At 58.3% G+C, this 23,821-nt stretch carries 26 protein-coding genes and 3 pseudogenes; 13 read left to right on the top strand and 16 right to left on the bottom strand.

Annotated features, from left to right (window positions below):
• Positions 1-88 precede the first annotated feature (88 nt).
• Positions 89-223: pseudogene (locus tag ON753_RS26010) on the bottom strand (IS3 family transposase); the annotation flags it as partial.
• On the opposite strand from ON753_RS26010, the pseudogene ON753_RS26005 reads away from it, so the two are divergent.
• The 4 genes and pseudogenes from ON753_RS26005 to ON753_RS25990 form a co-directional block, all read left to right on the top strand.
• A pseudogene (locus ON753_RS26005) lies at positions 215-594 on the top strand (enoyl-CoA hydratase-related protein); the annotation flags it as partial. The pseudogenes ON753_RS26010 and ON753_RS26005 sit on opposite strands and share 9 nt — an antisense overlap.
• A 631-nt stretch (positions 595-1,225) precedes the next feature.
• Positions 1,226-1,435 carry a cold-shock protein gene (locus ON753_RS26000; RefSeq protein WP_062491466.1) on the top strand — a complete coding sequence of 70 codons (210 nt, stop codon included), beginning with the start codon at positions 1,226-1,228 and terminating at the stop codon, positions 1,433-1,435.
• A gap of 134 nt (positions 1,436-1,569) precedes the next feature.
• On the top strand, positions 1,570-1,794 hold the full coding sequence (locus ON753_RS25995; protein ID WP_265966906.1) for a hypothetical protein: 225 nt from the start codon (positions 1,570-1,572) through the stop codon (positions 1,792-1,794).
• A gap of 36 nt (positions 1,795-1,830) precedes the next feature.
• Complete coding sequence (locus ON753_RS25990; protein ID WP_265966905.1) at positions 1,831-2,211, top strand: DUF6481 family protein; 381 nt, start codon at positions 1,831-1,833, stop codon at positions 2,209-2,211.
• Positions 2,212-2,677: 466 nt separating this feature from the next.
• Here the strand turns inward: ON753_RS25990 and ON753_RS25985 are convergent, their stop codons facing one another.
• The 7 genes from ON753_RS25985 to ON753_RS25955 all read right to left on the bottom strand — a co-directional run bounded on the left by ON753_RS25985 (position 2,678) and on the right by ON753_RS25955 (position 8,057).
• Positions 2,678-3,088 carry a lysozyme inhibitor LprI family protein gene (locus tag ON753_RS25985; RefSeq protein ID WP_265966904.1) on the bottom strand — a complete coding sequence of 137 codons (411 nt, stop codon included), beginning with the start codon at positions 3,086-3,088 and terminating at the stop codon, positions 2,678-2,680.
• Positions 3,089-3,141: 53 nt separating this feature from the next.
• On the bottom strand, positions 3,142-3,495 hold the full coding sequence (locus ON753_RS25980) for a CREC-EF hand family protein (RefSeq protein ID WP_265966903.1): 354 nt from the start codon (positions 3,493-3,495) through the stop codon (positions 3,142-3,144).
• Between the two features lie 18 nt (positions 3,496-3,513).
• Positions 3,514-3,741, bottom strand: coding sequence for a hypothetical protein (locus ON753_RS25975; protein ID WP_377047269.1), 228 nt, complete (start codon positions 3,739-3,741; stop codon positions 3,514-3,516).
• Between the two features lie 322 nt (positions 3,742-4,063).
• On the bottom strand, positions 4,064-4,690 hold the full coding sequence (locus ON753_RS25970) for a trimeric intracellular cation channel family protein (RefSeq protein WP_265966902.1): 627 nt from the start codon (positions 4,688-4,690) through the stop codon (positions 4,064-4,066).
• Positions 4,691-4,778: 88 nt separating this feature from the next.
• Positions 4,779-6,611 (bottom strand): mechanosensitive ion channel family protein, encoded by a 1,833-nt coding sequence (locus ON753_RS25965; RefSeq protein ID WP_265966901.1) that lies wholly within the window; start codon positions 6,609-6,611, stop codon positions 4,779-4,781.
• Positions 6,612-6,681: 70 nt separating this feature from the next.
• Positions 6,682-7,122, bottom strand: a complete 441-nt coding sequence (locus tag ON753_RS25960) for a hypothetical protein (RefSeq protein WP_265966900.1) — start codon at positions 7,120-7,122, stop codon at positions 6,682-6,684.
• 41 nt (positions 7,123-7,163) lie between these two features.
• Entirely contained in the window at positions 7,164-8,057 is an 894-nt protein-coding gene (locus ON753_RS25955) for a helix-turn-helix domain-containing protein (protein WP_265966899.1), read from the bottom strand.
• An 879-nt stretch (positions 8,058-8,936) separates the two neighbouring features.
• Here ON753_RS25955 and ON753_RS25950 point away from each other — a divergent pair.
• The 6 genes and pseudogenes from ON753_RS25950 (at position 8,937) to ON753_RS25925 (ending at position 14,590) form a co-directional block, all read left to right on the top strand.
• Positions 8,937-9,575, top strand: coding sequence for a glutathione S-transferase family protein (locus tag ON753_RS25950; RefSeq protein WP_265966898.1), 639 nt, complete (start codon positions 8,937-8,939; stop codon positions 9,573-9,575).
• A gap of 157 nt (positions 9,576-9,732) precedes the next feature.
• Positions 9,733-9,939, top strand: a pseudogene (locus tag ON753_RS25945) (IS5/IS1182 family transposase); the annotation flags it as partial.
• Positions 9,940-10,110: 171 nt separating this feature from the next.
• Positions 10,111-10,929 (top strand): sulfurtransferase/chromate resistance protein, encoded by an 819-nt coding sequence (locus tag ON753_RS25940; RefSeq protein ID WP_265967281.1) that lies wholly within the window; start codon positions 10,111-10,113, stop codon positions 10,927-10,929.
• A gap of 3 nt (positions 10,930-10,932) precedes the next feature.
• On the top strand, positions 10,933-12,225 hold the full coding sequence (chrA, locus tag ON753_RS25935; protein WP_323054789.1) for a chromate efflux transporter: 1,293 nt from the start codon (positions 10,933-10,935) through the stop codon (positions 12,223-12,225).
• 250 nt (positions 12,226-12,475) lie between these two features.
• On the top strand, positions 12,476-13,330 hold the full coding sequence (locus ON753_RS25930) for an NmrA family NAD(P)-binding protein (protein WP_265967277.1): 855 nt from the start codon (positions 12,476-12,478) through the stop codon (positions 13,328-13,330).
• Between the two features lie 180 nt (positions 13,331-13,510).
• Positions 13,511-14,590, top strand: a complete 1,080-nt coding sequence (locus ON753_RS25925) for a nucleoside hydrolase (RefSeq protein WP_265966897.1) — start codon at positions 13,511-13,513, stop codon at positions 14,588-14,590.
• Positions 14,591-14,783: 193 nt separating this feature from the next.
• On the opposite strand, the gene ON753_RS25920 is transcribed toward ON753_RS25925, so the two are convergent.
• Entirely contained in the window at positions 14,784-15,194 is a 411-nt protein-coding gene (locus ON753_RS25920) for a Ros/MucR family transcriptional regulator (protein WP_323054788.1), read from the bottom strand.
• Between the two features lie 666 nt (positions 15,195-15,860).
• Complete coding sequence (locus tag ON753_RS25915) at positions 15,861-16,100, bottom strand: hypothetical protein (RefSeq protein WP_265966896.1); 240 nt, start codon at positions 16,098-16,100, stop codon at positions 15,861-15,863.
• Positions 16,101-16,252: 152 nt separating this feature from the next.
• Between ON753_RS25915 and ON753_RS25910 the strand changes: the two genes are divergently transcribed.
• From ON753_RS25910 to ON753_RS25900, 3 genes are all read left to right on the top strand, one after another.
• On the top strand, positions 16,253-16,990 hold the full coding sequence (locus ON753_RS25910) for a Crp/Fnr family transcriptional regulator (RefSeq protein ID WP_265966895.1): 738 nt from the start codon (positions 16,253-16,255) through the stop codon (positions 16,988-16,990).
• Positions 16,991-17,216: 226 nt separating this feature from the next.
• A complete protein-coding gene (locus tag ON753_RS25905) occupies positions 17,217-17,477 on the top strand; it encodes a hypothetical protein (protein WP_265966894.1) in 261 nt (86 codons plus the stop codon).
• A gap of 38 nt (positions 17,478-17,515) precedes the next feature.
• Positions 17,516-17,860, top strand: a complete 345-nt coding sequence (locus ON753_RS25900; RefSeq protein WP_265966893.1) for a hypothetical protein — start codon at positions 17,516-17,518, stop codon at positions 17,858-17,860.
• Positions 17,861-17,950: 90 nt separating this feature from the next.
• On the opposite strand, the gene ON753_RS25895 is transcribed toward ON753_RS25900, so the two are convergent.
• The 6 genes from ON753_RS25895 to ON753_RS25870 form a co-directional block, all read right to left on the bottom strand.
• Positions 17,951-20,485, bottom strand: a complete 2,535-nt coding sequence (locus ON753_RS25895; protein ID WP_265966892.1) for an EAL domain-containing protein — start codon at positions 20,483-20,485, stop codon at positions 17,951-17,953.
• A gap of 11 nt (positions 20,486-20,496) precedes the next feature.
• Positions 20,497-21,540, bottom strand: a complete 1,044-nt coding sequence (locus ON753_RS25890) for a TRAP transporter substrate-binding protein (protein WP_265966891.1) — start codon at positions 21,538-21,540, stop codon at positions 20,497-20,499.
• A gap of 456 nt (positions 21,541-21,996) precedes the next feature.
• Positions 21,997-22,797: a transglutaminase-like domain-containing protein gene (locus ON753_RS25885; protein WP_265966890.1), complete on the bottom strand. Its 801-nt coding sequence runs from the start codon at positions 22,795-22,797 to the stop codon at positions 21,997-21,999.
• Between the two features lie 10 nt (positions 22,798-22,807).
• The gene (locus ON753_RS25880; protein ID WP_265966889.1) at positions 22,808-23,071 is read right to left on the bottom strand and encodes a DUF1488 family protein; all 264 of its coding nucleotides are present in this window, start codon (positions 23,069-23,071) and stop codon (positions 22,808-22,810) included.
• A 283-nt stretch (positions 23,072-23,354) separates the two neighbouring features.
• Positions 23,355-23,498, bottom strand: coding sequence for a hypothetical protein (locus ON753_RS25875; protein ID WP_265966888.1), 144 nt, complete (start codon positions 23,496-23,498; stop codon positions 23,355-23,357).
• Positions 23,473-23,793 carry a hypothetical protein gene (locus tag ON753_RS25870; protein WP_265966887.1) on the bottom strand — a complete coding sequence of 107 codons (321 nt, stop codon included), beginning with the start codon at positions 23,791-23,793 and terminating at the stop codon, positions 23,473-23,475. The genes ON753_RS25875 and ON753_RS25870 overlap by 26 nt, the downstream gene beginning before the upstream one ends.
• Positions 23,794-23,821 lie beyond the last annotated feature (28 nt).

The raw sequence follows: 23,821 nt of genomic DNA, 5'->3' as shown, positions 1-23,821 counted from the left end.
ATGCTGATTGTTTGCGTTGCATATGTATTACGAAAGTTACTGTCAAACAGGCAGACAGTATAACCTTCTCTGATCCCGAAGTAAAAGATGCGTTGTCGACCACAGTTGCCAGACATTCGCGGCTGTTGTCGTCAATGACACACAAGATCCGGAACCGGCTCCGATCAATCAGAGCATCGGAGACAAAGTCGAGAGACCAGCACTGATTGGCGGCTTCGGGGACGGATGCGAGATCACCGAAGCGGTTCATCTGGTTGTTGCCTCTGAAAAGGTGCTACTCGCCAAACCCGAGATCGATATTGGTATCCCACCCGTCTTTGGAGGGACACAACGTCTACCACGCTTGCGACCGGTGAAGCGTGCGCTGGAGTTTCACCTGACGGGGATATTTTCGGGCCTGAACGTGCCTACGAACTGGGCCTGGTCAACAAGGTCGTGCCCGCATGACTGGCAGATCGAATTCTGCGGCATTCACCGCTTGCTGGCGCCCGGATCATCGCTGCGGTTACACGCGGGCTCAACACGACCATAGCCGGGGGGCTGCAGAACGAAAGCGAACAGTTTGGCCGGATGGCCAACTCTTTTCCGGACTGATTCCATTCTATCTCCAGTACGTCGATCACGCAGCCCACGCCCGGTTTGGCGATCGTCCCGTCGGCAATTGGGAGGTCTGGCTGAATGTAATAAACGTTGAAGCAGATCGCGGGCCCACCGAGCGAAAGCTATTTGGCGCATTCTACGGAGAAGGCCCTGATTGTGACGACGCGGGCTGGCGTGAAATGGCGGCCTTTTCAGCCTGCGTATTGCGTCCTCTGGAATGGTCTGGCTTCCTGTTCCAGACGCCGGAAAACAGAGACGGACGCACTTGTCCGTCACGTGTTTCAAAACTCCATTGTGGCGTAGCGCGATCAAGCTGGAGACCGACGACACGCTTTCGCCCGCCACGATGCAGTGATGCCTCCATTGGAGGCAGTACTGCTGGATCAACCTTTTTTGCTGTTCGTCGGATAACAGTCTGTTTTCACCCCAATACAAGCCCAAAACCAGAAGTTGACATTCACACTGAAAACCCATAAGCATGTCGCATCGATATTTTCTTGCCGAGCTTTGGTTATAACGCGATTGGCACCGCGTTCTGAACGACACTCCCTTTAAAGCATCGTTATCACCATCCGTGAGCCTCAGGCTTTTCGGTTCCTCTCTCTATGCTATGAAAGGGTTCATCATGACCACTGGCACAGTAAAATGGTTCAATTCCACCAAGGGCTTCGGCTTCATCCAGCCTGACAACGGCGGCCCGGACGCATTCGTCCATATCACCGCTGTCGAACGTGCTGGCATGCACGAAATCGTTGAAGGCCAGAAAATCGGCTACGACATGGAGCGCGACACCAAGTCGGGCAAGATGTCCGCCTGCAATCTGCAGGCCGCCTGATAGATCCGGAACCTGCTTTCCCTTGACCACGGATGCACTGGCATTGTCGAAAGCATGAGACCAAGCAAGGTCAGGCGAGTTGCCTGGCCTTTTTCGTTGCTGCTCACCGGTGAGCGGTCTCCACGAGGAAAGCCATGACCGAGAATTACAGCAAACTTCGCCAGCAGGCCGAGGCCGCTTTTGGTAAGGCCCAGTCGCAACTCTTCGAACGCCAACGTGCAATTGAAGACCTGAACTCGATCGTAATCGCCCGCGACGAAAAGACCGAGAGGCTGCGGGAGGCTCGGCTTGCCAAGGAATTGCACGACAGCGTGACCTCAGCAACCAAGCTTACTTCGAAACGCGCAAGAAAGTCCTGAAGTCGCTCAGCGTAACCCGTCAAATGGAATTGAGATTTGAAAAATATTAGAAACAACGAACACTCCGACCGCCGTAGTGCTGCGAAGGACGCCAAGGCGGCTCTTGTTGAGGCCTTTCGAGCCGCAAAGAAAGCTGCCGAACCGACCCGAGAAGCCAGACAGACGGAGCGGCGTTTGATCGCAGAAGCTCGTGACAAGCGCCGCTCCGAGCGCGAGCAGATGAAGCTTGATGAACAAAATCGCGTTGCCGCGGAAGCAGCTGCACGAGATGCCGCCGTTACTGCCGCAGCCAGAGCTGAAATCGACGCTCGGGAGCTGGCTGACAAGAACCGTATCGAACGTGTCCTGCAGGACGAGGCAGCTCGTAAAGCTGAACGCGACCGGCGCTACGCAAATCGAAAGGCCCGTCAGGCCTGAAAGTGTCATGACGCGGGCCGTCTTCCCTGGCCGGATTCGCATAACATCCAATATGAATCGTTGATGTGCTCCCGAAAAATGCCCCCGATTTGGGTTAGAATTTTCTGCGACGACTTTCCTGGCTATGATTGAGACTCAGCCCCATGGGCTGCATTGAGCCCGTCTGACCGATGATGCGCGCAGCGCAAAAGGCTGTTCCCTGTTCCTTGGAGGTATGAACAAGACCTGTACTGATACTTGTCATCCGACACTTCTTCTGCGTAGTGCGTTACCGAGAAATTGACGTAATCGCCACTACCATTGCACCGGAGACCGGGAAACAGCAGGCTTGATGGCCAATCACCGGCGGGGCCACGCCTAACCATAACTTCAGGGAATCCGATAGTTCTGGAGCCGCAAAACTACATGATCAAGTTCATGTAGTTTTGCTGAGCCACTACCTGCCCTGCTGTCGAGTTACACTACGTCAGTTGGCGGCCGGAACGGGGCAACTCATGTCCCCTTCCTCGCAATTCAGATAACCCTCGAATTGCTCGGCACGGGCTTGTGTAAGGCCATCCATGCACTGGGCGATGAGCATGGGCATGACACTTCCTCCGGCCGCTGCTGCGGTCTGGAAATCACACTCGGCATCGCGAAACTTGATCCAATCTCGCTGCGCCTGAACAAGCAGCTTCTTCGTGTCGGCGTCTTCCTTCAGTCGGGCTGCAATCTGCTTGTAAAGTTCATTGAGTTTCTTGTCGGATTTTTTGAGCGCGGCATCGGCGCATCGGTCCATAGCGATCTGATCCTCGGCGTTGTCGTAGCATTTGTCCTGAGCAAATGCGAATGCCGGCGTGGATAGAATTATCGCAGCAGTCAACATCACAGATTTCATTGACCGTCCCTCCGTGAAACCAAAATATTTGCGGACCTATGCGCCTGCCATGGTCACTTTAACTGGCCGTCCTGACCCTTGTCGGCCGTGGCGAAATCGCTCATGACTTGACGCAGGAACTCGTTGCGGCTCACACGACCATCCGTATTGGCGTCAGTCGTGGCAAACTGCTCTGGTGTGAGCACTTTGGCGACTTCACCTTCGACGAGGACACCATCTCCGTTTTGGTCGAGGCTGGTGAAGCTTTCAGTCATGAAAGACTGATATTCCCCTTGGCTGACACCCCCGTCATTGTTGGCGTCGATCTGGTTGAGATGTCCCTCATGAATCGCCGGCCCTTGTTGAGCTGTCGCCAAACCGGTTCCAGCAGAGAGGACAAATACTGCTACGAGAAGCGTCTTTTGCATTTGCATACTCTCCCTTTGTTAGCGACATGCCAGGCGATTGCCAAGATATCCGCCGCCGCCCAGGCCGACTGCCTCAGCAAGCACGGTTCCCGACCCGCCGCCGATCGTGCTGCCGATCATTGCGCCAATGACTGCGCCACCGACTGTACCCGCGATGCATCCGAATTCGTGATTGCGTGCCTGCACTTGCGGGTCCGAACTGGCCTGGCAACCCGCCAGAAGCATCGCTACGCTAGCAATGCCGATTACATTTCGCTTGAGCATTCCTTCACCCCTTGGTTAGCACTGCGCCCCAGCACTAAACACAGGTTGAAGCACACAATTTACGGGAATTCACACGCGCGGGTGAAGATAGTGGCGTGTTTCTGACAGACGGTAAGTTTTGACAAGTCTATTCGCATTCAACGTTGACCGTTTGAATGCGGTTTCCGGGAAATCTGGACTGGGGCAGAACGTCCGGGAAGAAGCGTTTTACAGACGCCCAAACTGACTGTTATCGCCAGGATGTGACCGGCTACCATCAATAGCGGCGTGGTTCTCGCCACTCCCCTTGCTAAAACCGGGGTGTTCAATGCAGATCCCGTTGGTAAACGAACTTCGGCATCTGCCAATTGAAGCGGAGAGCCATCAAGCGCATGGTCAGTCCCAGGGCCGTTGCGGCAATCATGACCGGATCATGGGGCAGTCCGAAGTGCAGCCCCAGGACGTAGAGGCAGCCTGTCACCACCGAAACACTGGCATAGAGCTCGCTTCTGAACAGCAATGGAATCTCATTGCACAGAATATCTCGCAAGACCCCACCTACGCAGCCGGAGATCATGCCGGCAACAACGATCACAATCACCGGCATATCCATCTCCATCGCCACGTTGCACCCGAGAATGGTGAACAGAACCAGACCCACCGCGTCAAGGAACAGGAACAAACGCCGCAAATGATGGATAACGCGCGCAACGGCGATAGTGACCAGCGCGGAAACAGCTGTAAGTACAAGGTACTCAGGGTGGACAATCCATATCAAAGGGTGGTGCCCGAGGAGAACATCGCGTACCGAGCCTCCGCCGAGGGCGGTTACCGCACTGAGCAGGCAAACGCCAACCCAATCCATGTCGCGCCGCCCCGCTGCCAGCGCCGCCGTCATCGCCTCTGCCGATATGGCGACAACGTAGAGTAAATGCAGGATCAATACGCCCATTGGAGAATCCGCCTCCAGTTCACTCGGTCTCTGTTGGTCCCATCAGCGGGTGGAGGCTACGCTGGATTGATCAGGAGTGACGGGCAAGTCATAGGCCCTCTTCGCGAAAGCGGCGAATGATCTCGTGGTTGATCATCTGGCAATGGTCCAGATATGCGTAGTGATCCGGCGGGCTGTACCAGTACGTTACGATGATGTTGAGTGAGTCCGGATTGATTTCATTGAAGAAAACGCGCGGCGGGTGCTCCGGGTGATTGATTGCTTCATTGGAGTGCTGCAGTGTCCGATCTTCCCGGCCAAGCGGCTTTCCTTGCGGTGACGGCCGATCGCCCGTCGTCGTGACGGCGGATCCAGACACGGACAGAATTTCGTGCAGAATTGTTATGGCACGTTGAACTTTCTCCAAAGCGGTATCGTACGGTAGGGGGAGGTTGATCGTGCGCTGGATGGCAGGACGCATGTCAACATTCTCGATATCCAGGCCTGCAAGGTTCTCGTTGGGAATACTGACGAGGTGTCCCGAGAGCAGGCGCAGCCGGGTCGAGCGCATTCCGATGTCTTCGACAACGCCCTCGTAGCCCTTGATCTTTATCCGCTGCCCCACCTTGAAGGGCTTGTCCAGTAGCAGCATCAGACTGCCAAAGATATTACGCAGCGTGTTTTGTGCCGCCAGTGCGATGGCAAGACCCGTTACCCCGGCACCAGCAAGAATGGTGGCGAGCGAGAATCCCATTAGATACATTCCCTGCAGCACGACAACTATAATCGCAACGATGCTGGCCACCCGGATGCCGAGGATCAATAGGTGCATATCGGATGGTCGATGCTTGGCGCGCTTCGTCGAGGCAACCAACTCGATCAATACGGTTCCGAGTGAGAATATGAAAACGACGCCAGCGACGAGGGCCATGCCGTAAATGATGTAGACTGCGGTCTGAAAGACCAGGCCGGTGATGAAGATCTTGTCGCCTAATAGATCGTAGAGCACATAGCTTTCAACCACCACGAACAGCGGCACAAGAAGCAGAATCGCATTACGCAAGAGGGGTTGAGCGTTTCGGCTGATTTGCTTCAGGACGGACGAGAGGAGCCAAATCAGCAGGGCGGCGATGGCAAAGAGCAATACCATCGCCATCCACTGCCAAATGGTCTGTCCGAGAAAGCCTTTGTGCATCCAGGCCGGGAGACTGTCTGACCATGCCTGAAGTGTCGGGCGCGGCGTCAGGAACGACGCCTCGTAGAAGTTTTCGGCGGCCGAGCTTCTGTAGGGAAATGATCTAAGTTGCCAGAAGAGGTCCTCGACCGATTCCAGTGTTTCCGCGCTGAACACGTACTTGCCCTGGTTGGGACCTTCATCAATACGCGTAATGACAAGCGGGCTGTTGCCGATCTTCCATGCCGGTGGATCGCCTTCGCCGATGGCCGCGAGCATCTGTTTCCGATCAGGGATCTGATCGACCTGAGGCAGGCCGATCCGATCAATCACTTCACGGAGATAGACTGCGGAACTTACGGCCACATCTTGACGCAGCGACGGTGCCACATCTCTGAGATCGAAGAACCATTGCATTTCGTCATAGAGATGCTGCAGTTCGGCATCGTCCTCGGCGGTGTATGCGTTCTGTCGCAGAAGATCGTAATAGCGCTGCGTCAACTTGACGAAGCTTACGATTGTATCCCGAGGGCTGTTCGTATTCGCCGGCTCAAGGAGTTCTTCCAGGGGTTGGCGGTTCTCTTCATCAGGTTGAGCGAGTTGATCGAGAATTGTTTTGAGGTCATGGGGGTTTTCGGACGCGGCAGACAGTACACCGGTGTCGCTATCAACCCGTTCAGAACTGGGGCTTTGTGCAAATGCCCCTGTACCGAGAACCACAACAAAGAGTGCCAGGACAAGGCGCAGCAGGCGTTTCCGAATGCTCATTTCACTCCACCAATTTGTGTCTGAAAGTGTCGCGACTGAAGCCAAGTGCCCTGACGCTCCACTAAAATAATCATTCATGGTCCGTAACGGTCTCGGCAAAACACTTGGCCAGGTCGGCGGGGGCCCCAAGCTTCTTTGCCCAAGCGACCAATTCCGGGCGTTCTGACGGCTCCGCCCACCCGCCCCATACTTCACGAAAGTGCTTCTTCCCGGCGACTGACTGGAAGAACATGACGCCGTTATCGCTCTCCGGCGAGGAGATGTAGGCAGCACTCCAGTCGCCGCTTTCCATGATCGCGCTGAATTGCACCCGAGCGGGCTTGATCTTGTTGTTCATCGCCGCGGCTACAAGTGGAGCATAGGTTTCCTTGCGCGACTTCGTCAGGTCTACTTTCACGCCATTGCAGGTGCTCCCTGCGGCAACGGCCGACGTCAGCGTAATTCCCAAGCCGATAACGGCAGTCACAAACCTATTGGCGTGTCGATAGGCGACACTGTTGAATTTGGGCATGGACGCAATTCCTTTCCACGGGCAGGATTCTTCATTGAGACTCATCGTTGTGTTCGTGCTCTTTGGAGAATTCGATCGCGGCGCAGAGCGCTTGGCGTCGTGAATTTGTACCGCCGCATGGTCGCCGTCAGATGACTATGATTGGCAAACCCGGTGCGGCTGGCAATCGTAGCCAGCGGCAAGTCAGTCTTGATTACAAGCTGCTCCGCCTCCTCGAGGCGGAGCGAAAGAATGTACTGATGCGGCGATTTGCCGACCGTCTTTTTGAAGGCGCGCAGAAAATGGCTCGGCGACAATTCGGCAAGCCCTGCCAGATGTTCGATCGACAACTGCTGACCAATATTCGCTCTGATGTAATCTTGAACGATGCGCCGGACTTTGGGGGATAGTCCTCCCCGGTGCTGGGATCCGGGTCTATTTTGAAAAACCGAATAGTTGCGCAACAGATAGGTGGAGAAAACCGTGATCAGTGAATCCATATAGAGATGGTTTATAGAGCTCCCTTGTTGAAATTCCTCCCTTACCAACTGGGCGAGCAAGAGTGCCTTCTTATCGACATGTCCGGGTTGCGGAGGACAAAACTCAAAATCGTCCCTCTGGAACTCGAGACCGGCAATCCTGGCGAGCTGTTCGGGAGGGAGAGCCAGCAACAGGTTCTCTTTTGGCACCTTCCAACGCGCGAAAAGCTCAGCGTTGCAGGGAACTATCTCAACCGTTCCGACGGGAGCCAGAAACTGCGATCTTTTGTCTGAATTGAGCGCAATCTCCCTTCCCGGCTGTGGCGTCAGCAGCACTAGCGCCATGTGCGAAGTCGCGTTGAAGCTGATGGAATTGGGGCCTGTTAGCGTGCGCGTAGCCGCTCCACTTGTCGTCTCATATTTAGGTCCCCATTCGTCGGGAACGGCGCTTAAAAGGCTGCCAATAGATTCGACCAACGTCGTCCCCTCCTGGACGTTTCGATTGGTCGACGCTTCGCAAGGCCGACCGCGTTTCCCGGTCCGAAGTCACACTCATGACTTACCCACTACAGTTAATGTTCTATCAGTGGTTGTTAAATTTCAACCGAGTCTTAGCGCGTTCGTGGAAGATTGGTTAATGCAGTTGTCCGTTATCGCTAATATCAAATTGATTTCATGTAGTTACGTCAAATTGTAAAAGAAGTGAGTTTCTAGCTATTGCCAAAGAAGACTTATTAGAAAAATGCTTATTGTCAAAAAATTACCGCCTTAGTCTAGAAATTCCTGACTCATGCTATCTATGGTCGCATTGTTATGCTTCTCGATCTGAAGAGGCGGTCGCTGTTCCCATGACAGGCACGAAGTCTGTCAGGCGAGCCACAGGATCATCGGAACTGAAACGCCTCGGATTTGCCGGAGGCGCTAACCGCTGAGCATGACCGAGCGCCACAGGCAGGCGACGTACCAATATCCCGCCACGCGCGAGCCTGGGACAGAAACGCATAAAATGGAGTACGAAACGTTCTGAAAGATCGATTGCTGCCGTTCGTTTCATATGCAGCATAAGTCCAGATTGAGCGGACTTTCTTCGATCACAGGGAAGGCAGTGATGGACTGGGGAGCGGACGGGCTGCTTCCAAGCGGCAAGTCCACGAAGTTGCCATCCGCCCTGCCCTATGTATCGTCGAAACCTTGCTGATCGATCAGACGTTCACACCGGATGGACAGAAGAAAAGAACACGTGAACTTACAGAAGGTATACCCCGCGTTGCTGGTCGCGTTTCTTTCCTGACCCTGTCGGAAGGCTCGCCCGTCATCCGTCCTTAGTCAGTACAGCAAAGGAGGACACTGGATACTATGAAACTGTATTTTAGCCGCAACCCAAACCCACGGTTGGCCATGGCAGTCGCCAAGTACCTTGGCGTGGACGTCGAATTTCATTTTGCTGCGCCCCAGGATCCAGACCGGGGCCAAGACTATCTTCACCTCAACCCGAACCTGCTTCTGCCCATTCTCGATGGCCCGCCGAGGCCGCTTTGGGAAGCCGATGCGATTGCCTGCTACCTCTCGCGGCATATCGGGTCCCAGTTCTGGCGCACCGATGCGGACGAACCCGAGATGATCCGCTGGATAAGCTGGGGGAAAGAGACCTTCGTCAAGGCGTGTGACACGGTTCACTGGGAGCGCGGTACCAAGCTTCGCTATGGCATTGGCCCCTCCGATGATGATGCGATTCAAGAGGGGCTAAAGCAGTTTCACATCGCTGCGCACATTCTCGAGGCACAGCTGACAACTCGCAGCTGGCTGGTTGGGAATGCTGTCTCCTACGCGGACTTCCGCATGTGCACTTTCTTGCCGTTCAACGATGTCGCACGCCTGCCAATTAACGATTACCCTGCCCTGAGCCGGTGGTACGGACAGATCGAAGACATCGACGGATGGCGCGATCCCTTCGTCGGAACCTCCGCCCCGCACCTTCCTCCAGTGCCAAGCTGATCACGGGGCAAGAGGGGATGGGCGTCTGCGATCTACGGCTGCTCCTAGGCATAGCCATCACAGCGCTGAACGACCGAAATAGGGTCGAAACTGGACATCGGCCTGAAGTCCGCTACGTCCGCAGTGCCGCCAATCCCGCGCAACAAATCGAAAGCCCGCAGGCGATGAGCTCCGTTCCGCTTTGGCAGGTTGCGGTGAATGGACCGTTGGAATCATTCGGCGTTCCGATGCTGCAAAAGACTTCCACATCCTACCCCGCCGACGAATGGTGGAACGTACCTGCGGATGGTTCGGACGATGCCGCAGGCTGGCAAAGGACTGGGAGAAATCCGTCGAAAGCTCCACCGCACGCGAATGCGGCTAATGCCTGATCCGGCCTCATTTTCCGCGGTGTCTACAACGCGCCCAGGGTGCGCTCTTGGGTTTGACAGTCGCTTGGATCACCTCTAAAAGAGGAGCTCAGGGGTCCGCAAGAACCCCGTGAGGCGCCAGCCCAATCTTGCATCCTTCCGGACCTATGCATGGAGGATGCTATATGGCGTCGTACAATGAAATCTCCGTATCGACTTTGGCACGCTTGGTGGGGACACCCGACTGTCCCGCGCTGCTTGATGTGCGTATCGATGAAGACTTCGATGATGATCCACGATTGATCCCTGGCGCAATTCGCCAGCCTTTCCGAAACGTGGTCGATCTGGCCAGCGAACTCGCAGGCCGATCGGTTGTGGTTTATTGTCAAAAAGGCCTGAAGATCAGCCAGGGCGCTGCGGCTTTGCTGCGCGCCGCAGGCATCCGGGCGGAAGCCCTCGAGGGCGGACAATTCGCCTGGAGAGATGCCGGACAGCCGATGCTTCTGGCGGACAGGCTTCCGCCACGGGATGCTGCCGGGCGCACGGTTTGGGTGACGCGTCACAGACCCAAAATCGATCGCATCGCCTGCCCCTGGCTCATTCGCAGGTTTGTCGATCCAAGGGCTCAGATACTGTTTGTGGCCGCATCGCAGGTCCACAATGTCGCTGAGAAGTTCGGCGCAACCCCTTTCGATGTCGAGGACGCGTTCTGGAGCCACCGCGGCGAAAACTGCACATTCGACACAATGATCGAAGAGTTCGGCATCGGCAATGACGCACTTGCCAGATTGGCTTTGATCGTCAGGGGCGCCGATACCAACAAGCATGACCTTGCTCCGGAAGCCGCAGGACTTCTTGCTGCGTCGCTTGGCCTGTCGCGGATGTACCGCGATGATCTGGAACAGCTCGAAGCCGGCATGACCCTTTATGACGCCTTCTACCGCTGGGCGCGCGACGCCACGGAAGAAGGGCATGATTGGCCTGCTGCTTCGGCGAAGGTGTAGGTCATGAGCAGCTCCAGCGAACTGGTGATGGACGGGAACCCGAGCCTCGCGGAAGCGGCACGGGTTTGGTGGAAGATCGGCATCTTGTCGTTCGGCGGTCCCGCGGCTCAGATTGCGCTCATGCACAAGGAGATCGTCGAGAACCGCGACTGGCTCTCCGAGCGGCAGTTCCTGAACGCGCTGAGTTTTTGCATGCTGCTGCCCGGGCCGGAAGCGATGCAGTTGGCCACCTATGCAGGGTGGCGATTGCACGGCACCCTGGGCGGTCTGCTCGCGGGATTGCTGTTTGTCTTGCCCGGAGCAGCGGTGATCATGTCGCTGGCCACGGTCTACAGCATCTACGGAGACGTGCCGCTTATTGCAGCGCTGTTCTATGGGATCAAGGCCGCCGTCCTGGTAATCGTGGTCGAGGCGCTGTTGCGGGTTGCGAAGCGGGCGCTTTCGCAGAAAGTGCACTGGCTGGTCGCGTGTTTAGCCTTCATAGGGATTTTCTTTCTCTCAATTCCATATCCGCTGATTGTCCTGATGTCCGGCATTTTCGGCTGGTTTGTAGCGACCACGGACGAAGGACAGCAGGCGGTCGATATGGCGCATGTCTCGGTCGCAAAGACGTTCAGCACGATTGCCGCCTGGCTCGCGCTTTGGCTGCTGCCGCTGCTGGCCCTTGGATGGCTGGGCGCCCCTGACCTTCTTGTCGAGGTAGGAGAATTCTTTTCAACACTCGCCATCGTTACGTTTGGTGGCGCCTATGCCGTTCTCGCCTATATGGCGCAGGATGTCGTGGTCCAGTTTGGCTGGCTGACGGCAGGCGAAATGGTCGACGCGTTGGGATTGGCGGAGACCACGCCCGGGCCACTGATCCTCGTCACGCAATTCGTCGGCTTTCTTGCCGGGTTCAAGGAAGGCGGGCTCCTGCTTGCTCTGAGCGCCGCGGTGGTGGTGTTATGGGTGACCTTCGCGCCCTGTTTTCTCTGGATATTCGCCGGCGCGCCCTACATCGAATGGATCTCGGCCCAGCCACGGCTGAGAGGTGCCCTCAAGGCAATTACGGCGGCCGTCGTCGGCGTCATCCTCAATCTCTCGATCTGGTTCGCCCTGCATGTATTGTTCGCCAAGGTAAACCGACAGCAGTTCGGACCTGTGACGCTTTGGCGGCCCGACATCGCAACGATTGAATCGCTCGCCGCGGCGCTGTTTCTCCTCAGCTGCTTTCTGGCCTTCCGGCTGCATTGGGGCATCATCAGAATTCTACTGGTCGCCGCGGTTCTCGGGGCGGCTCTGCGACTGTTGCTATGATGTGCCTTCCAGCTCAACCATTGAAAAACACGACTACCGAAAGCAGGTACGATGATCGGCACTCGCGAAGTCAGGCACGAGAGTCTCGCGGCTTGACAATGAGGCTCAGTCGCAAAAGTGTGTCTGTGGTAGATCACCAAGCTACTGTTGCCGGGAACCCATGACGCGGCAGCAAATCTCTCCTGACACTTTCTGACGCACTTTTGTGTTAGCCCGTGTTCTCGACTGGCACTGCTGAAGGGCGTTGGACATGTACATCATTATTGGAGGCACCGGACAGGTCGGTTCGGCAGTGGCGCAGACCCTGCTGAAGCGGGGCGAAGCCGTTACTGTTGTTACCCGTGATGCGGATCATGCTGCGGACCTGAAGGAAGCCGGGGCCGCTACGGCCGTGGGAGATATCCGCGACATCGAATTCTTGAGGAACACATTCCAAAGCGGGACGAGAGCTTTTCTTCTCAATCCGCCGGCCGACCCGTCGGGCGACACCGATGCAGAAGAACGCGCAAATGTTGAGGCGATCTGCGAAGCGTTGGACGATTCCGGCCTCGAGAAAGTCGTGGCGGCGTCCACCTATGGTGCGCGTGCCGGTCAGCGGTGCGGAGACCTTACCGTGCTGCACGAACTCGAAGAGAGGCTGCGCGACCAGCCGATCCCGGCGGCAATCAATCGCGGCGCCTACTACATGAGCAACTGGGCGATGGCGCTGGAGCCGGCGCGTGAGAATGGCAGCCTTCCGAGCTTCTTTCCTGACGATCTCGAACTCCCCATGGTTGCGCCCGAAGATCTGGGCGAAGCGGCCGCGGAGAGATTGCTGAGTGCCCCTGCCGACAGCGGCATTCGCTATGTGGAAGGCCCGAGACGCTACAGCCCGAGGCACGTCGCTGAAGCGCTGTCCGATGTGTTGGGCCGGCCGGTCGACGTCGAACCGATCGCCCGAGAGAGCTGGCAGGAGACATTCAAGGCGTTCGGGTTTTCTGACCAGGCCGCGGCGTCGTATGCATGCATGACAGCAACGGTTGTCGATGAGGAGCCTGAGGTGCCGGACGACCCCATTCGTGGGCGGACGGAGTTGCGTGATTATATTCGCCAGTTGGCGAAGTAGCCGATGAAAACACTGGTTCAACGGATGGAAAGCAGGGCAGCGAACTTTACACCGGTGGCGGGACGGCGTCCTGGAGGATTGACGGCAATGCTCCGTGAGGCACGACGGCAGCGGCTCCTGGCGGCAAGAGGCAGCGTCGCGGCGTGGCCGTTCGTCGCTGTTCCTGCGTGAAGGCCGGCCATGGCGCGACGTATCGGAAAGCGGCTGTTGCAAGTGGTGTTTTGGCTATGCTGCGTCACCCTGCTGGCACTCGCGACCTTCGCGCTGCCTGTCCAGACGTGGCGGACGGGTGAACTTCCGGCAAGCGACCTGCCGACGTCGCGGCCGGATGCAGAGAGGCCTTCCCGGCTCTGGATCGATACGGACGCCGCCTGCGGCCACGGTCGCCGCAGTGATCCCGACGATTGCCTCGCCGTCCTCAACCTCGTGCAGTCGGAAGAAATCCGGATTGCCGGAGTGTCGACCGTGTTCGGCAATGCTGCACTTGAGGTGACCGACCCGACAACCCGGGAACTCGCGTCTCGACTTTCGGCGGCTGGAAATCCAATGCCCGATGTGTGGCGCGGTTCGGCCTCACCAATGACGCCGCAAGGCGCGGCACCGACCGAAGCGACATCAGCGCTGGCTGACGCCCTCAGGGCGGGGCCACTGACGATTGTTGCGCTCGGGCCACTCACCAATGTTGCATCCACTCTTCGCTCGCAGCCAGAACTTGCCGGCAATGTGGAGCAAGTCATCGCCGTCATGGGACGTCGTCCCGGCCACCTGTTCCATCCGAGCGAAGGCAACGGAGACGGCATCCTTTTCGGTCACGGTCCGATCTTCAGCGACCTCAACTTCCGCAAAGACCCGGCGGCCGTCCGCTTCCTGCTCTCGACCGCTGTGCCGGTCACGCTGATCCCCTATGAGGCCGCTCGCAACGTGATCCTGACACCGGAGGACCTGGCCGGGATCGCCAACTCAGGACCAGCCGGCGCATGGGTCGCCGACAGCGCTGCCGGCTGGATGAACTTCTGGCAGGAGAGCGTGGGTCTTGACGGGTTCTATCCATTCGACCTCGTCGCGGCGCACTACGTGCTCGCCCCCCAAAGCTTCCGCTGCAGCACGGCGCAAGCGCGGGTCGAGCCAGGATGGGCACCGGATTGGCTGTGGATGATCGACAGCGCAGGCCTGTTCGTGAACGTACCGAAGAGCGGCACAGACGGACGAAGGGTCAACTATTGCCACATTCTGTCCGGCAATCACTCCGCACACCGCTAGTACTGCACCGCATGCGAAGGAACAGTATGCCCTTTGCGGGCAGGACAGCGCGGGGCGAAAGCCCGCGATGGCGGGGAAAAGGCAGGAAAGGCACCCGAGAGCGCCTTTTTGCTTCTTGTTTACAGGAGAACGGTGACAGGCCGTTCTCCCGCAGGAACCGTTCCAGCAGACGGAGCGGTCAGGGCAACTTCCGCTATCTGCGCAGCTTGCGCAGCTTGTGCTGCTGGCCCAGCCCCATTTTCTTGGCCAGCGCCGAGCGGGTCGCGGCATAGTTGGGCGCCACCATCGGATAATCGGCATCGAGCTTCCACTTTGCGCGGTACTCTTCCGGCGTCATGTCGTAGTGGCTGCGCAAGTGGCGCTTCAGCGACTTGAATTTCTTGCCGTCTTCAAGGCAGATGATGTAATCCGGCGTGACCGATTTCTTGATCGGCACGGCCGGCTTCAGCGGCTCGGGCTCGCTCTTCCAGGCGCCGGCTGCGGTCTTCTCCAGAGCGCCGTGAATTCTGTGAATCAGGCCCGGCAGATCTGTCGAGTCCACATTGTTGTTGCCCACATAGGCCGAGACAATGTCTACGGTCTTGTCGACAAGGTTTACTGTCATCGTGCTGCCGGGCATTTGCACAACATCTGCCGTAAGATCAAATAGCCTCGTTTCTACTGTTGTCTTGTTCATCTCTTGAATTCCCCACATTGTCTAAAGCATCGGATCTGTTTTTATAAAACGCCAGTTTTGTACTGGTCGTGAGAAACCAAATAGCTCTCTCGGTAAAATATACAGGATTCTGCCTATAGCAGAACTACTGAGGGAGAGAATTTCAGATTGAAGCACAACAATCGGCTGGACATTGAACATATATCAAGACGGGAACTGCGTATCGGTCCATGCAATGAGCAGTTTCACGCGGTGCTAAAGGTAAAGCCGACAAACGCCAAGGCTTAACAGCCATTTCCAAGCAAGCTACAAGTCGGGATTGTACAGATTACTTTTTATAGGCGCTCGGCGGCTGGCTTCACGCCGGAGTGCGCATAAGGAGATCGTCGAACCGGCAAGCGACCATGGCAAGCATATTGCCGATCTTTTGAATAGACCAGACGATCCAGTTCTTGCCTCCGGCAGACACACCTGGCCAGCCCGGGCCGGATCACGCCCCGAATTGAAGGGGGACGGCAACATTGCTCGCCCGCTTGCCGGACATGGCGTGATCCACGCGTGCAATTCCCCACGCAATTCCCGCACGGCGTTCCTAGCCTGTTGGCTCATACTAGTTTACAATCGCCGCACCGAATTTCCTCCGGCGATGATCCGATTGATGAGTTCGGCTACGGCCCGATGATTTTCCTTCTGGGCATCAGGACCGACGGCGTTCTCGTGGGTTGCGGCAGCGTCGCGGAGAACCCCCACGATCTCGTGCTCCGGAAGAAGTTTGTGATCGTTCATGGCAAGCAGCAGCGCTTCGCAGATTGAAAGGGCTGCCATTCCTGAATAGTCTTTCTGGTCGGGCATCATAAGGGCCGCTCTTCATAGGGAGAAGGAATTCAGGACGTGATCGGCGCCTGTCGAAGTTCGCCATAGTTTCAGAAAGTGCGGCAAGGCGGGCTGATCCAAAGCAGTCTGTGCAAACTTTCTTCGGACATTTCTCAACACTCCGGGAGTGGTCTTTGCACGAAAATGACGAAAGCCCCCTAACGCGAAAGCTTGCTGCCTTTGTCGCTCTTTCCGATGCGGAACTGTCCGTGCTGGAGCGTCTTCACCAGCGGCGCAGATCGTTCAAGGTGGGTACTGATCTCGTGCATCAGGGCCAGTCCGACAGGGCCGCCTATATCCTGTCGGAGGGCTGGGTGTGCTCCTACAAGATCCAGCCCGACGGGACGCGCCAGATCGTCGATTTCCAGATACCCGGCGATTTCCTGGGATTGCGCAGCGTTTTGCTCCGCACGTCGGACCACAGCTTTGAGCCGGTCGTCGACATTCGCGCGGCCGAGGTTCTGGCAGCCGACCTTCTGGAGGCATTTGCCCAGACCCCCCGGCTGGCAACGGCCATTCTATGGGCCGCCTCACGGGACGAGGCGATGGTGGTCGAGCATCTCGTCGGCCTCGGACGCCGCGATGCGGACGCGCGCATGGCGCATTTCCTGCTCGAACTCGGCTCCAGACTGGCACTGGTCGGCATGGGCGGGAGGGCGGGTTATGATTGTCCGCTGACGCAGTATCACCTCGCCGACGCACTGGGCTTGAGCGCGGTACACGTCAATCGCGTCCTGCGGCAGTTGCGGGAACGCGGACTGGTGACGTTCCGGAACGGCAGGGTGACGTTCGACGATTATGCCGCTCTCATCGACCTTGCGGACTTTGATCCTGCATATCTGGATCAGTCCGGCCCGCTTCTCAAGTGGTGAGAGTTGTCTCGCATTCCCGCTGATATACGCGACGCGCAACCGGACAGGACAAAGCATTGCCCGGCTCCAAGAGCAATCGCGGTTGAGACTAACCTCGATCAGGGCACAACTCTCTCGTGGGGATTAGGGTTACTGGTATCGGCATATCCCGTGATGAGAATAGCATTCGAGGGTTCCAGCTGCGTATGACCCAAGCAAGTCTACAGACTTTTTGTCGAACCCGGCGATGAATACACGCTCGTCCAGGTCGATGGTGACATTTTTCAATCCGTTCACCCTGTCAGGCGATCCTGACGTGCTTCCGGCCGGCACCTACGAGGTCGTCGTGGAAGAAGAGCTTCTCCAGGGGCTGAGCTTCCTCGCCTACCGAAAGACGGCGACCTATCTGATCGTCGCCAGCAAGGGCAGGACCGAAAGGCGGAAGATTTCATGGAATGACCTGGAGGCGGTGCTCAGCCAGGATCAGGCCACCGTCGAAGACAATTGAAACAGCGAGGCGGCGCTTTCTCCGCAGGAGGACTTGAAATGAATACTCCCGAATGGCTGAAACCTGCCATCCTTGGCGCAGCGGCCGGCGCGATTGCCGTTGGCATCATCGGATTTTCCTGGGGTGGCTGGGTGACCGGCGGAACCGCGACCAAGATGGCGAATGCCATGTCGCGTGACAGCGTGACCGCGGCGTTGGTGCCGGTCTGTGTCAACACTTCCCGTGCCGACGTGAACCGCACCGACAAGCTCGCGACTATCCGCGATGCCTCGGCTTATCAGCGGCGAAATGCTCTCATGGAAACGGGATGGGCGACCGCCCCGGGCGCCGACGCCCCCAGCCGGGACCTGGCCGCGGCCTGCCTGGACGCGCTTGAACTCTAGGTGTGGGCTCCAACGACGATGTTCACGGGGTCAATCCTGTGCCCGGGAGGCGATCGGTTCGTATGAAGGCAATGGCGAGGCCGCGCTTCGTCAACAGGCAGATATGTATGGCCGCGTGCGCATGTCGGGCGCGGTTTCGCGAGGGGTTCTGCTTGCGAGCAGGTCCCTGGCGGCAGCGGCCGGCAGCGGTCTGCTGATCAGGAACCCCTGGACTTCGTTGTAACCTTCCATCCGCAGGCTTTCCAGCTGAACGGAAGTCTCCACGCCCTCGGCCACGGTTTGCATGCCGAGGCTCGTCCCCAGCCCGCCTACGGCACGGATGATGGACATGGCACCGGCGCAATCCACCATGTCGCGAATGAAGGAACGGTCGATCTTGATCTTGTCGAACGGAAAACTGCGAAGATAGTTCAGGCTGGAATAGCCGGTTCCAAAATCGTCCATGGAGATATGGACGCCAAGGGCCTTGAGCCGGTGCAGGAGGGCAAGAACACTGTCGCTGTCGGCCAGGAACAGCGTTTCGGTGATTTCGAGCTCCAGCCGGTCCGGACCGATGCCCGAAGCATCGAGAGCTTCCGAAACAGCGTCGACCAGCCTGTCGCTGCGGAATTGGATCGGCGAGAGATTGACGGCCAGTCGGATATTGTCCGGCCAGGTTGCCGCCTCACGGCAGGCTTCCTTGAGAACCCACTCGCCGATCGGCACGATCAAGCCGATTTCTTCCGCGGTCGGAATGAATTCGCCCGGCAGGAGCAGTCCTCGCGCAGGGTGCTGCCAGCGCAGGAGCGCCTCAAAGCCCTTGATGTCGCCGGTGGAGATCGAAGCGAGCGGCTGATAGTGCAACTCGAACTCACCGCGCCGGAGGGCCATGCGAAGGTCGAGTTCGAGTTCGCGCCGCTGCTGCATGGCAGCGTCCATCTCCGGTTCGAAAAAGCGGAACACGCCCTTTCCGTCGCTTTTTGCGCGGTAGAGCGCCATGTCCGCGTTTTTCATGAGGGTTTCCCCCCGGTTGCCGTCGCCCGGGGCGATTGCAATGCCGATGCTCGTGCCGATGACGAGTTGATGACCGTCAACGACATAGGGCTCGCACAGGGCGTCGAGAACCTGTTGCGCAAGAGCCCGCGCGGCATCTGGTTGCTTTCCGCCGACCTGGATGATGGCAAACTCGTCGCCTCCCAGCCGGCTGACCATGTCGGCCTCGCCGATGCACGACAGAAGCCGCCGGGACACAAGCTTCAGCAGACCATCACCGATCGGATGGCCAAGCGTGTCATTGACCGTCTTGAACCGGTCCAGATCCAGGCACAGTATCGCCGAGTGATCGTTGCCCGGTGCAACAAGAAGCGCCTCTTCCAGCCGATCCTTGAATGCAGCACGGTTGGGCAGGTCCGTGAGTGCATCGTGGCGGGCCATATGGGCGATGCGCGCTTCATCCCGGCGTCGGTCGGTAATGTCCTCGTGCGTTGAAACCCAGCCTCCGCCGGTCATCGGCTGGTCGACGACGGAGAACGTGCGTCCGTCTGCAGCCTCAATGAGGCTGACGGTCCGTTCACCCGGAACGGAACGTGCCGCTTCCTTGCTGCCACTTGCGTTGCCGCTTGTCGTCCTGAAGCCGAGGTCGACCTGTTTCGAGCTTATTCCGCGATAGAGCGTCCCGGGCTCCGTTAGTTCAGGGGGAAGGCCATACATGGCGCCGTATCGCCCGTTGCTGACGATCAGCGCGCCCTTTGCGTCGAACATGGACAGGCCGACCGGCATGTTGTCGATGGCCGCGGCAAAGCGGACCCGGTGGGCTTCGGTTTCGGCTGTCAGCAACCTTGACCGGCGCAAACTGTCCCGATAGGCGGCAGCGGCAGCGACAAGCGTACCGATTTCATCGGTGCGATCGCCCTCTTCCGGCAGTTCCACGGCATTCTCACCTGCACTCAGCCGGTCCATGGCGGCGCTGATCTTCAGGATTGGCGTGCTGATTCTGCGCGAAATCCAGAAGGTGGCCACCAGAACCAGCGCGACCCCAGCTCCGACGACGGCGAGCATGACCGCAAGCGACGTGTTATAGAGCCTCTTCGCTTCGGCGCTGGCATTCAGCCCCTCCTGCCTGGAGGCGGCGACCAGTTCCTCAAGTTGCGAGGCGGCATGCTCGTGAAGCGGGATCGTCTCGGCTTCGAAGATGTCCTGACCATCCGAGGGATTTCCGCTGTCCAGTCGCGCAAAAGCCTGGTTCAGCGAGTCCCTGTAAGCGTCAAAGCGCGCCATGAAGGTCGCAAGACCGTCGCGCTCGGCCTGGGTGTGGGCGACCTTCAGATAGGCCTCGGCGGCCACCGCAAGCTCGTCGTTGACGAGGCGCATGGCATCGACGATTGCTGCAAGCTGGCGGTAGTTTGTCGTCTGCATGCGCCCCGTCGCAAGAATGCGGTGTTCGGCCAGGGCGTGCCGCAAGTCCCCGAGCGCCTCCATCTCGGGCAGCCAGCGGGCAGTGATGTCGGCGGCAAAGCGATTGAGCTTGCTTATCTGGCCGACGGAGAAGGCGCCGGTCAGAAGAACAAGAACAAGCGCCAGTCCAAAGCCGACCGTCAGCTTGGTCCGAATGGTGATGCCGGCGAGACGGCTACGCAGAGGTTGCACTTGGATTTTGCCTAAAGTTCACTGAGGTATCGCCAGGTTTCCTGCTTCTTCCGGAATTGCGCGTAGGACTCGTACACCTTCCAGAAATTTTCGCTCTTGGCGGATTCTTCGGCTGCGACCTCCGCCCATGCGTCTTCGAGCGCCACGAGCATTGGCGCGGGCCAGCGCCTCAACTCGACGCCCTGTGCCTGAAGGTCCGCGAGGGCTTCACCTTGGGCAGCCTCGCCCTTGGCGATCATTTCGCGCATGATGTCGCCACAAGCGAGCTCGATCGTCGCCTTGTGATGATCCGCCAGTTCGTCCCAGGTTTCGAGATTGATGTAGAGGTCGAAGAAGGTAGCCTGCTGGTGCCAGCCGGGAAAGTAATAGTATTTGGCGAGCGTGTGAAACCCGAGCGGCTTGTCCATGGCCGGCAACGAAAACTCGGTCGCATCGAGCGACCCGTCCTTGAGCTTTTCCAGCACCTCGCCTGGAGGGATCTGTTCCGTGACGACCCCGAGCTTCTCCATTACCAGCGCCCCGAGACCGAAAAACCGCATCTTGAGCCCCTTCAGGTCCTCCGGCGACCTGATCTCGCGGCGGAACCAGCCTGAAGCTTCGGGCGGAATCATGCCGCACGGGATGTTGTAGACGCCGTGCTCGCGGAACATGTCGCGTGCCATTTCGAGCCCCCCGCCCTGGTACATCCACCCGAGGTATTCGGCAACGCCGGGACCGAATGGAACGGCCGAGAAGAAGTTGAATGCGCTGTCATGCCCGGCAAACCAGCCGGCACCGGCCCAGGCCGCTTCCACCCTGCCGTCCGCGACCGCATTCACGGTATCGGCCCCTGGCACCAAAACGCCGGGTTCGTGAAAGGCGATCTCCACCTCGCCCGCGGTTGCCCGGCTTACCCGCTCGGCAAGATCGTGTGCCGCCAGCCCAAGGATCGGCATTGTTCCGGGGAACGTGCTTGCAAGGTCGAGTTTGACCTTCGCATCTTCTTCCGCAACGGCGGCTGGCGCCTGCCACAGCACCAGGCAGGCGGTCAGGAGGAGAAGCTTTTTCTGAAACATGCCGATCCTTTTTTTGGGCTGATACACTATTTGTGCCCGCCAGGCGCAAAGCTGGCGGTTATGAACTGCATCGGGCCGGACACGGTTACGCACCGCTGACGTTGCATCACGGCGAGCCTAGCGATCTGGGGTTACCAAAACATTCATCGGGATGGTTGCTGGAGAATTACGCTAATATGTAGAGTTCACTACAGCTAGACTCTGTCATTAGCAATAATGACAGGAGATATAGATAATTTTTGCTAAATTCCCTGCCTATCCAACTTGCCAGGATTGCCCGCAAATGGTGGCGAACTCGGGAGTCTCCCGCATTCAGGCAGAATTTCAGGCTTTTTGTATCATACGAAGCCAGAGGCGGAGTGTCGGCAAATGCGCGCGCCGCTATCGAGGCCGACCGCCCATGCGCTTGTTTGGTTCACCTGGCCTCGTCCGTTTTGCCCGGCGTCCAGTGCAGGTTCACACCTCGTAGGTCCAGACACGAAACGACTTCAGCAGGTGCGGCCCGAAGGAATTGATGAGCGGAATGTCGGTTGCATCGCGGCCGCGCGCCACCACGATCCGGCCGATCCGGGGAACGTTGTTGCGCGGATCGAACGTGTACCATTCGCCATCGAGGAAGACCTCCATCCAGGCGCTGAAATCCATCGGATCGACAACCGGCACGCCGATGTCGCCGAGATGACCGTTGACGTAGCGGGCGGGGATGTTGAGGCAGCGGCAAAAGGCGACCGCCAGATGCGCGAAGTCGCGACAGACACCGACGCGCTCGTTGAACGCTTCGAAGGCCGTCCGGGTCGCCCGTGCCTGCATGTAGTCGAAGCTTATATGGTTGTGAACGAAGTCGCAGATCGCCTGCACGCGCCCCCAGCCGGGCGGCACCGTGCCGAAAAGGTCCCACGCAATCTGACTGAGATGGTCGGTTTCGCAATAGCGGCTGCCCATGAGGTAGACGAGGCAGTCGTCCGGCAGATCAGGTACGGCGACTTCCTGTGCGTCGGGCACCACCTTGTCCAGTTCGCCGTCATCCTCGATCGTCGCGTCGCCCCACAAGGTCAGGTCGCCGGCGGGCGCAACGAGCCGGCGGCACCGGTTGCCGAATAGATCGCGATAAGTCGAGGTCGGTACGTCCGGATTGGTGAATACGGATTCCGGACTCCGGATTGCCGGGTCGTGGTCCTCGTGGGCCGACAGCAGGCAGACCAGCGCGGTCGGTTGCTGAAAGGTCATCGTAATTTCATAGCCGTAGCGGATCAGCATCTGGGTCAACCTATCGGAAATCTGCGGCGGTCAGGGTGTAAGACGTGCGCCGCCCATGAGAGTAAGCTTCGCACGCCACATCGTGGATGGAACCGCGCGCTGCATTGAAAGCGGTGAGGAAGTCGGTTTGGGAAAGTTCGTTACTGCCGGGCCGTGTCAGTGCGGCCGCCGCGACGAAAAACGGTATCTCGACCGTGCCGTCATGGCCGATGAAGCGAACGGCATTGCGCGCTTCGTCGAAGCTGCGGCTCCGGTCGGAAAACTCCAGTGTCACGATAGGCAGTCCTTTATTGGGCGCTTGTGCGAGACGGGCGCGTGGTGAGAGGCTGCCCGATCATTGTGGCGTCTGTCCCGGCGGCGGGCAAGGGACGACATGCCATCGGTTGCGTCCGGCCGGCTGAGCCAGGTCATGGCCTGACGACCCGCATGCGCGGGAATACCGGCATCAGCGGCATCGCGACCGACGACGGAATGCGCGTCGGCCGTGTTCCCGGAGCGGCGGAATTCGATTGCGACCTGCGCCGCCATCCCGTTCCATCCGCGGAGGCATCACTGCCTCAGTTCTTGACCTTGCCGCGCGGGGCGTTGGCATTCGCGGCAAGCTTGATCTGGTTGCCGAAGGTGCTTTCCGCCTTGGGCGGCGCCTTTTCCTGCTTCTGTTTTCTAATCTCTTTATTACTTCGTTTCTGTCCTTTGGCCATTGCCGAACGTCCTTTCAATGAGGGCTTCGCCGTCACCAGTCTGCGGCATGCTGACCGGCTCGAGATTGTCTTCCGTCGTCACCCGCTCATGACGTTCGTCGTCGTTGCGGATGCGGTATTGAGGAGAACCGTCCTTCGGCGGGAGCGTGCCGGTGACGTGAAAGACGTCCGCCGTCAGAGCCGGTCTTCCAAATCCACCCTTCAGCCGGACAGCCTGCCCGACCGTGAAGAGATGCGTCGGTGCTTCCTGCCGGGGCGGGCGGGCGCTGCGTCTGAGAGAGCTTGTAGAAATCATGGCTGCGGTAGTCCTTCCAATGTGTGGC

It is taken from the genome of Roseibium salinum (genome assembly GCF_026240905.1).
Taxonomy (GTDB): domain Bacteria; phylum Pseudomonadota; class Alphaproteobacteria; order Rhizobiales; family Stappiaceae; genus Roseibium; species Roseibium salinum.
The sequence above is the reverse complement of the archived record's forward strand: the minus strand, read 5'-3'. Positions and strand labels throughout refer to the sequence as shown.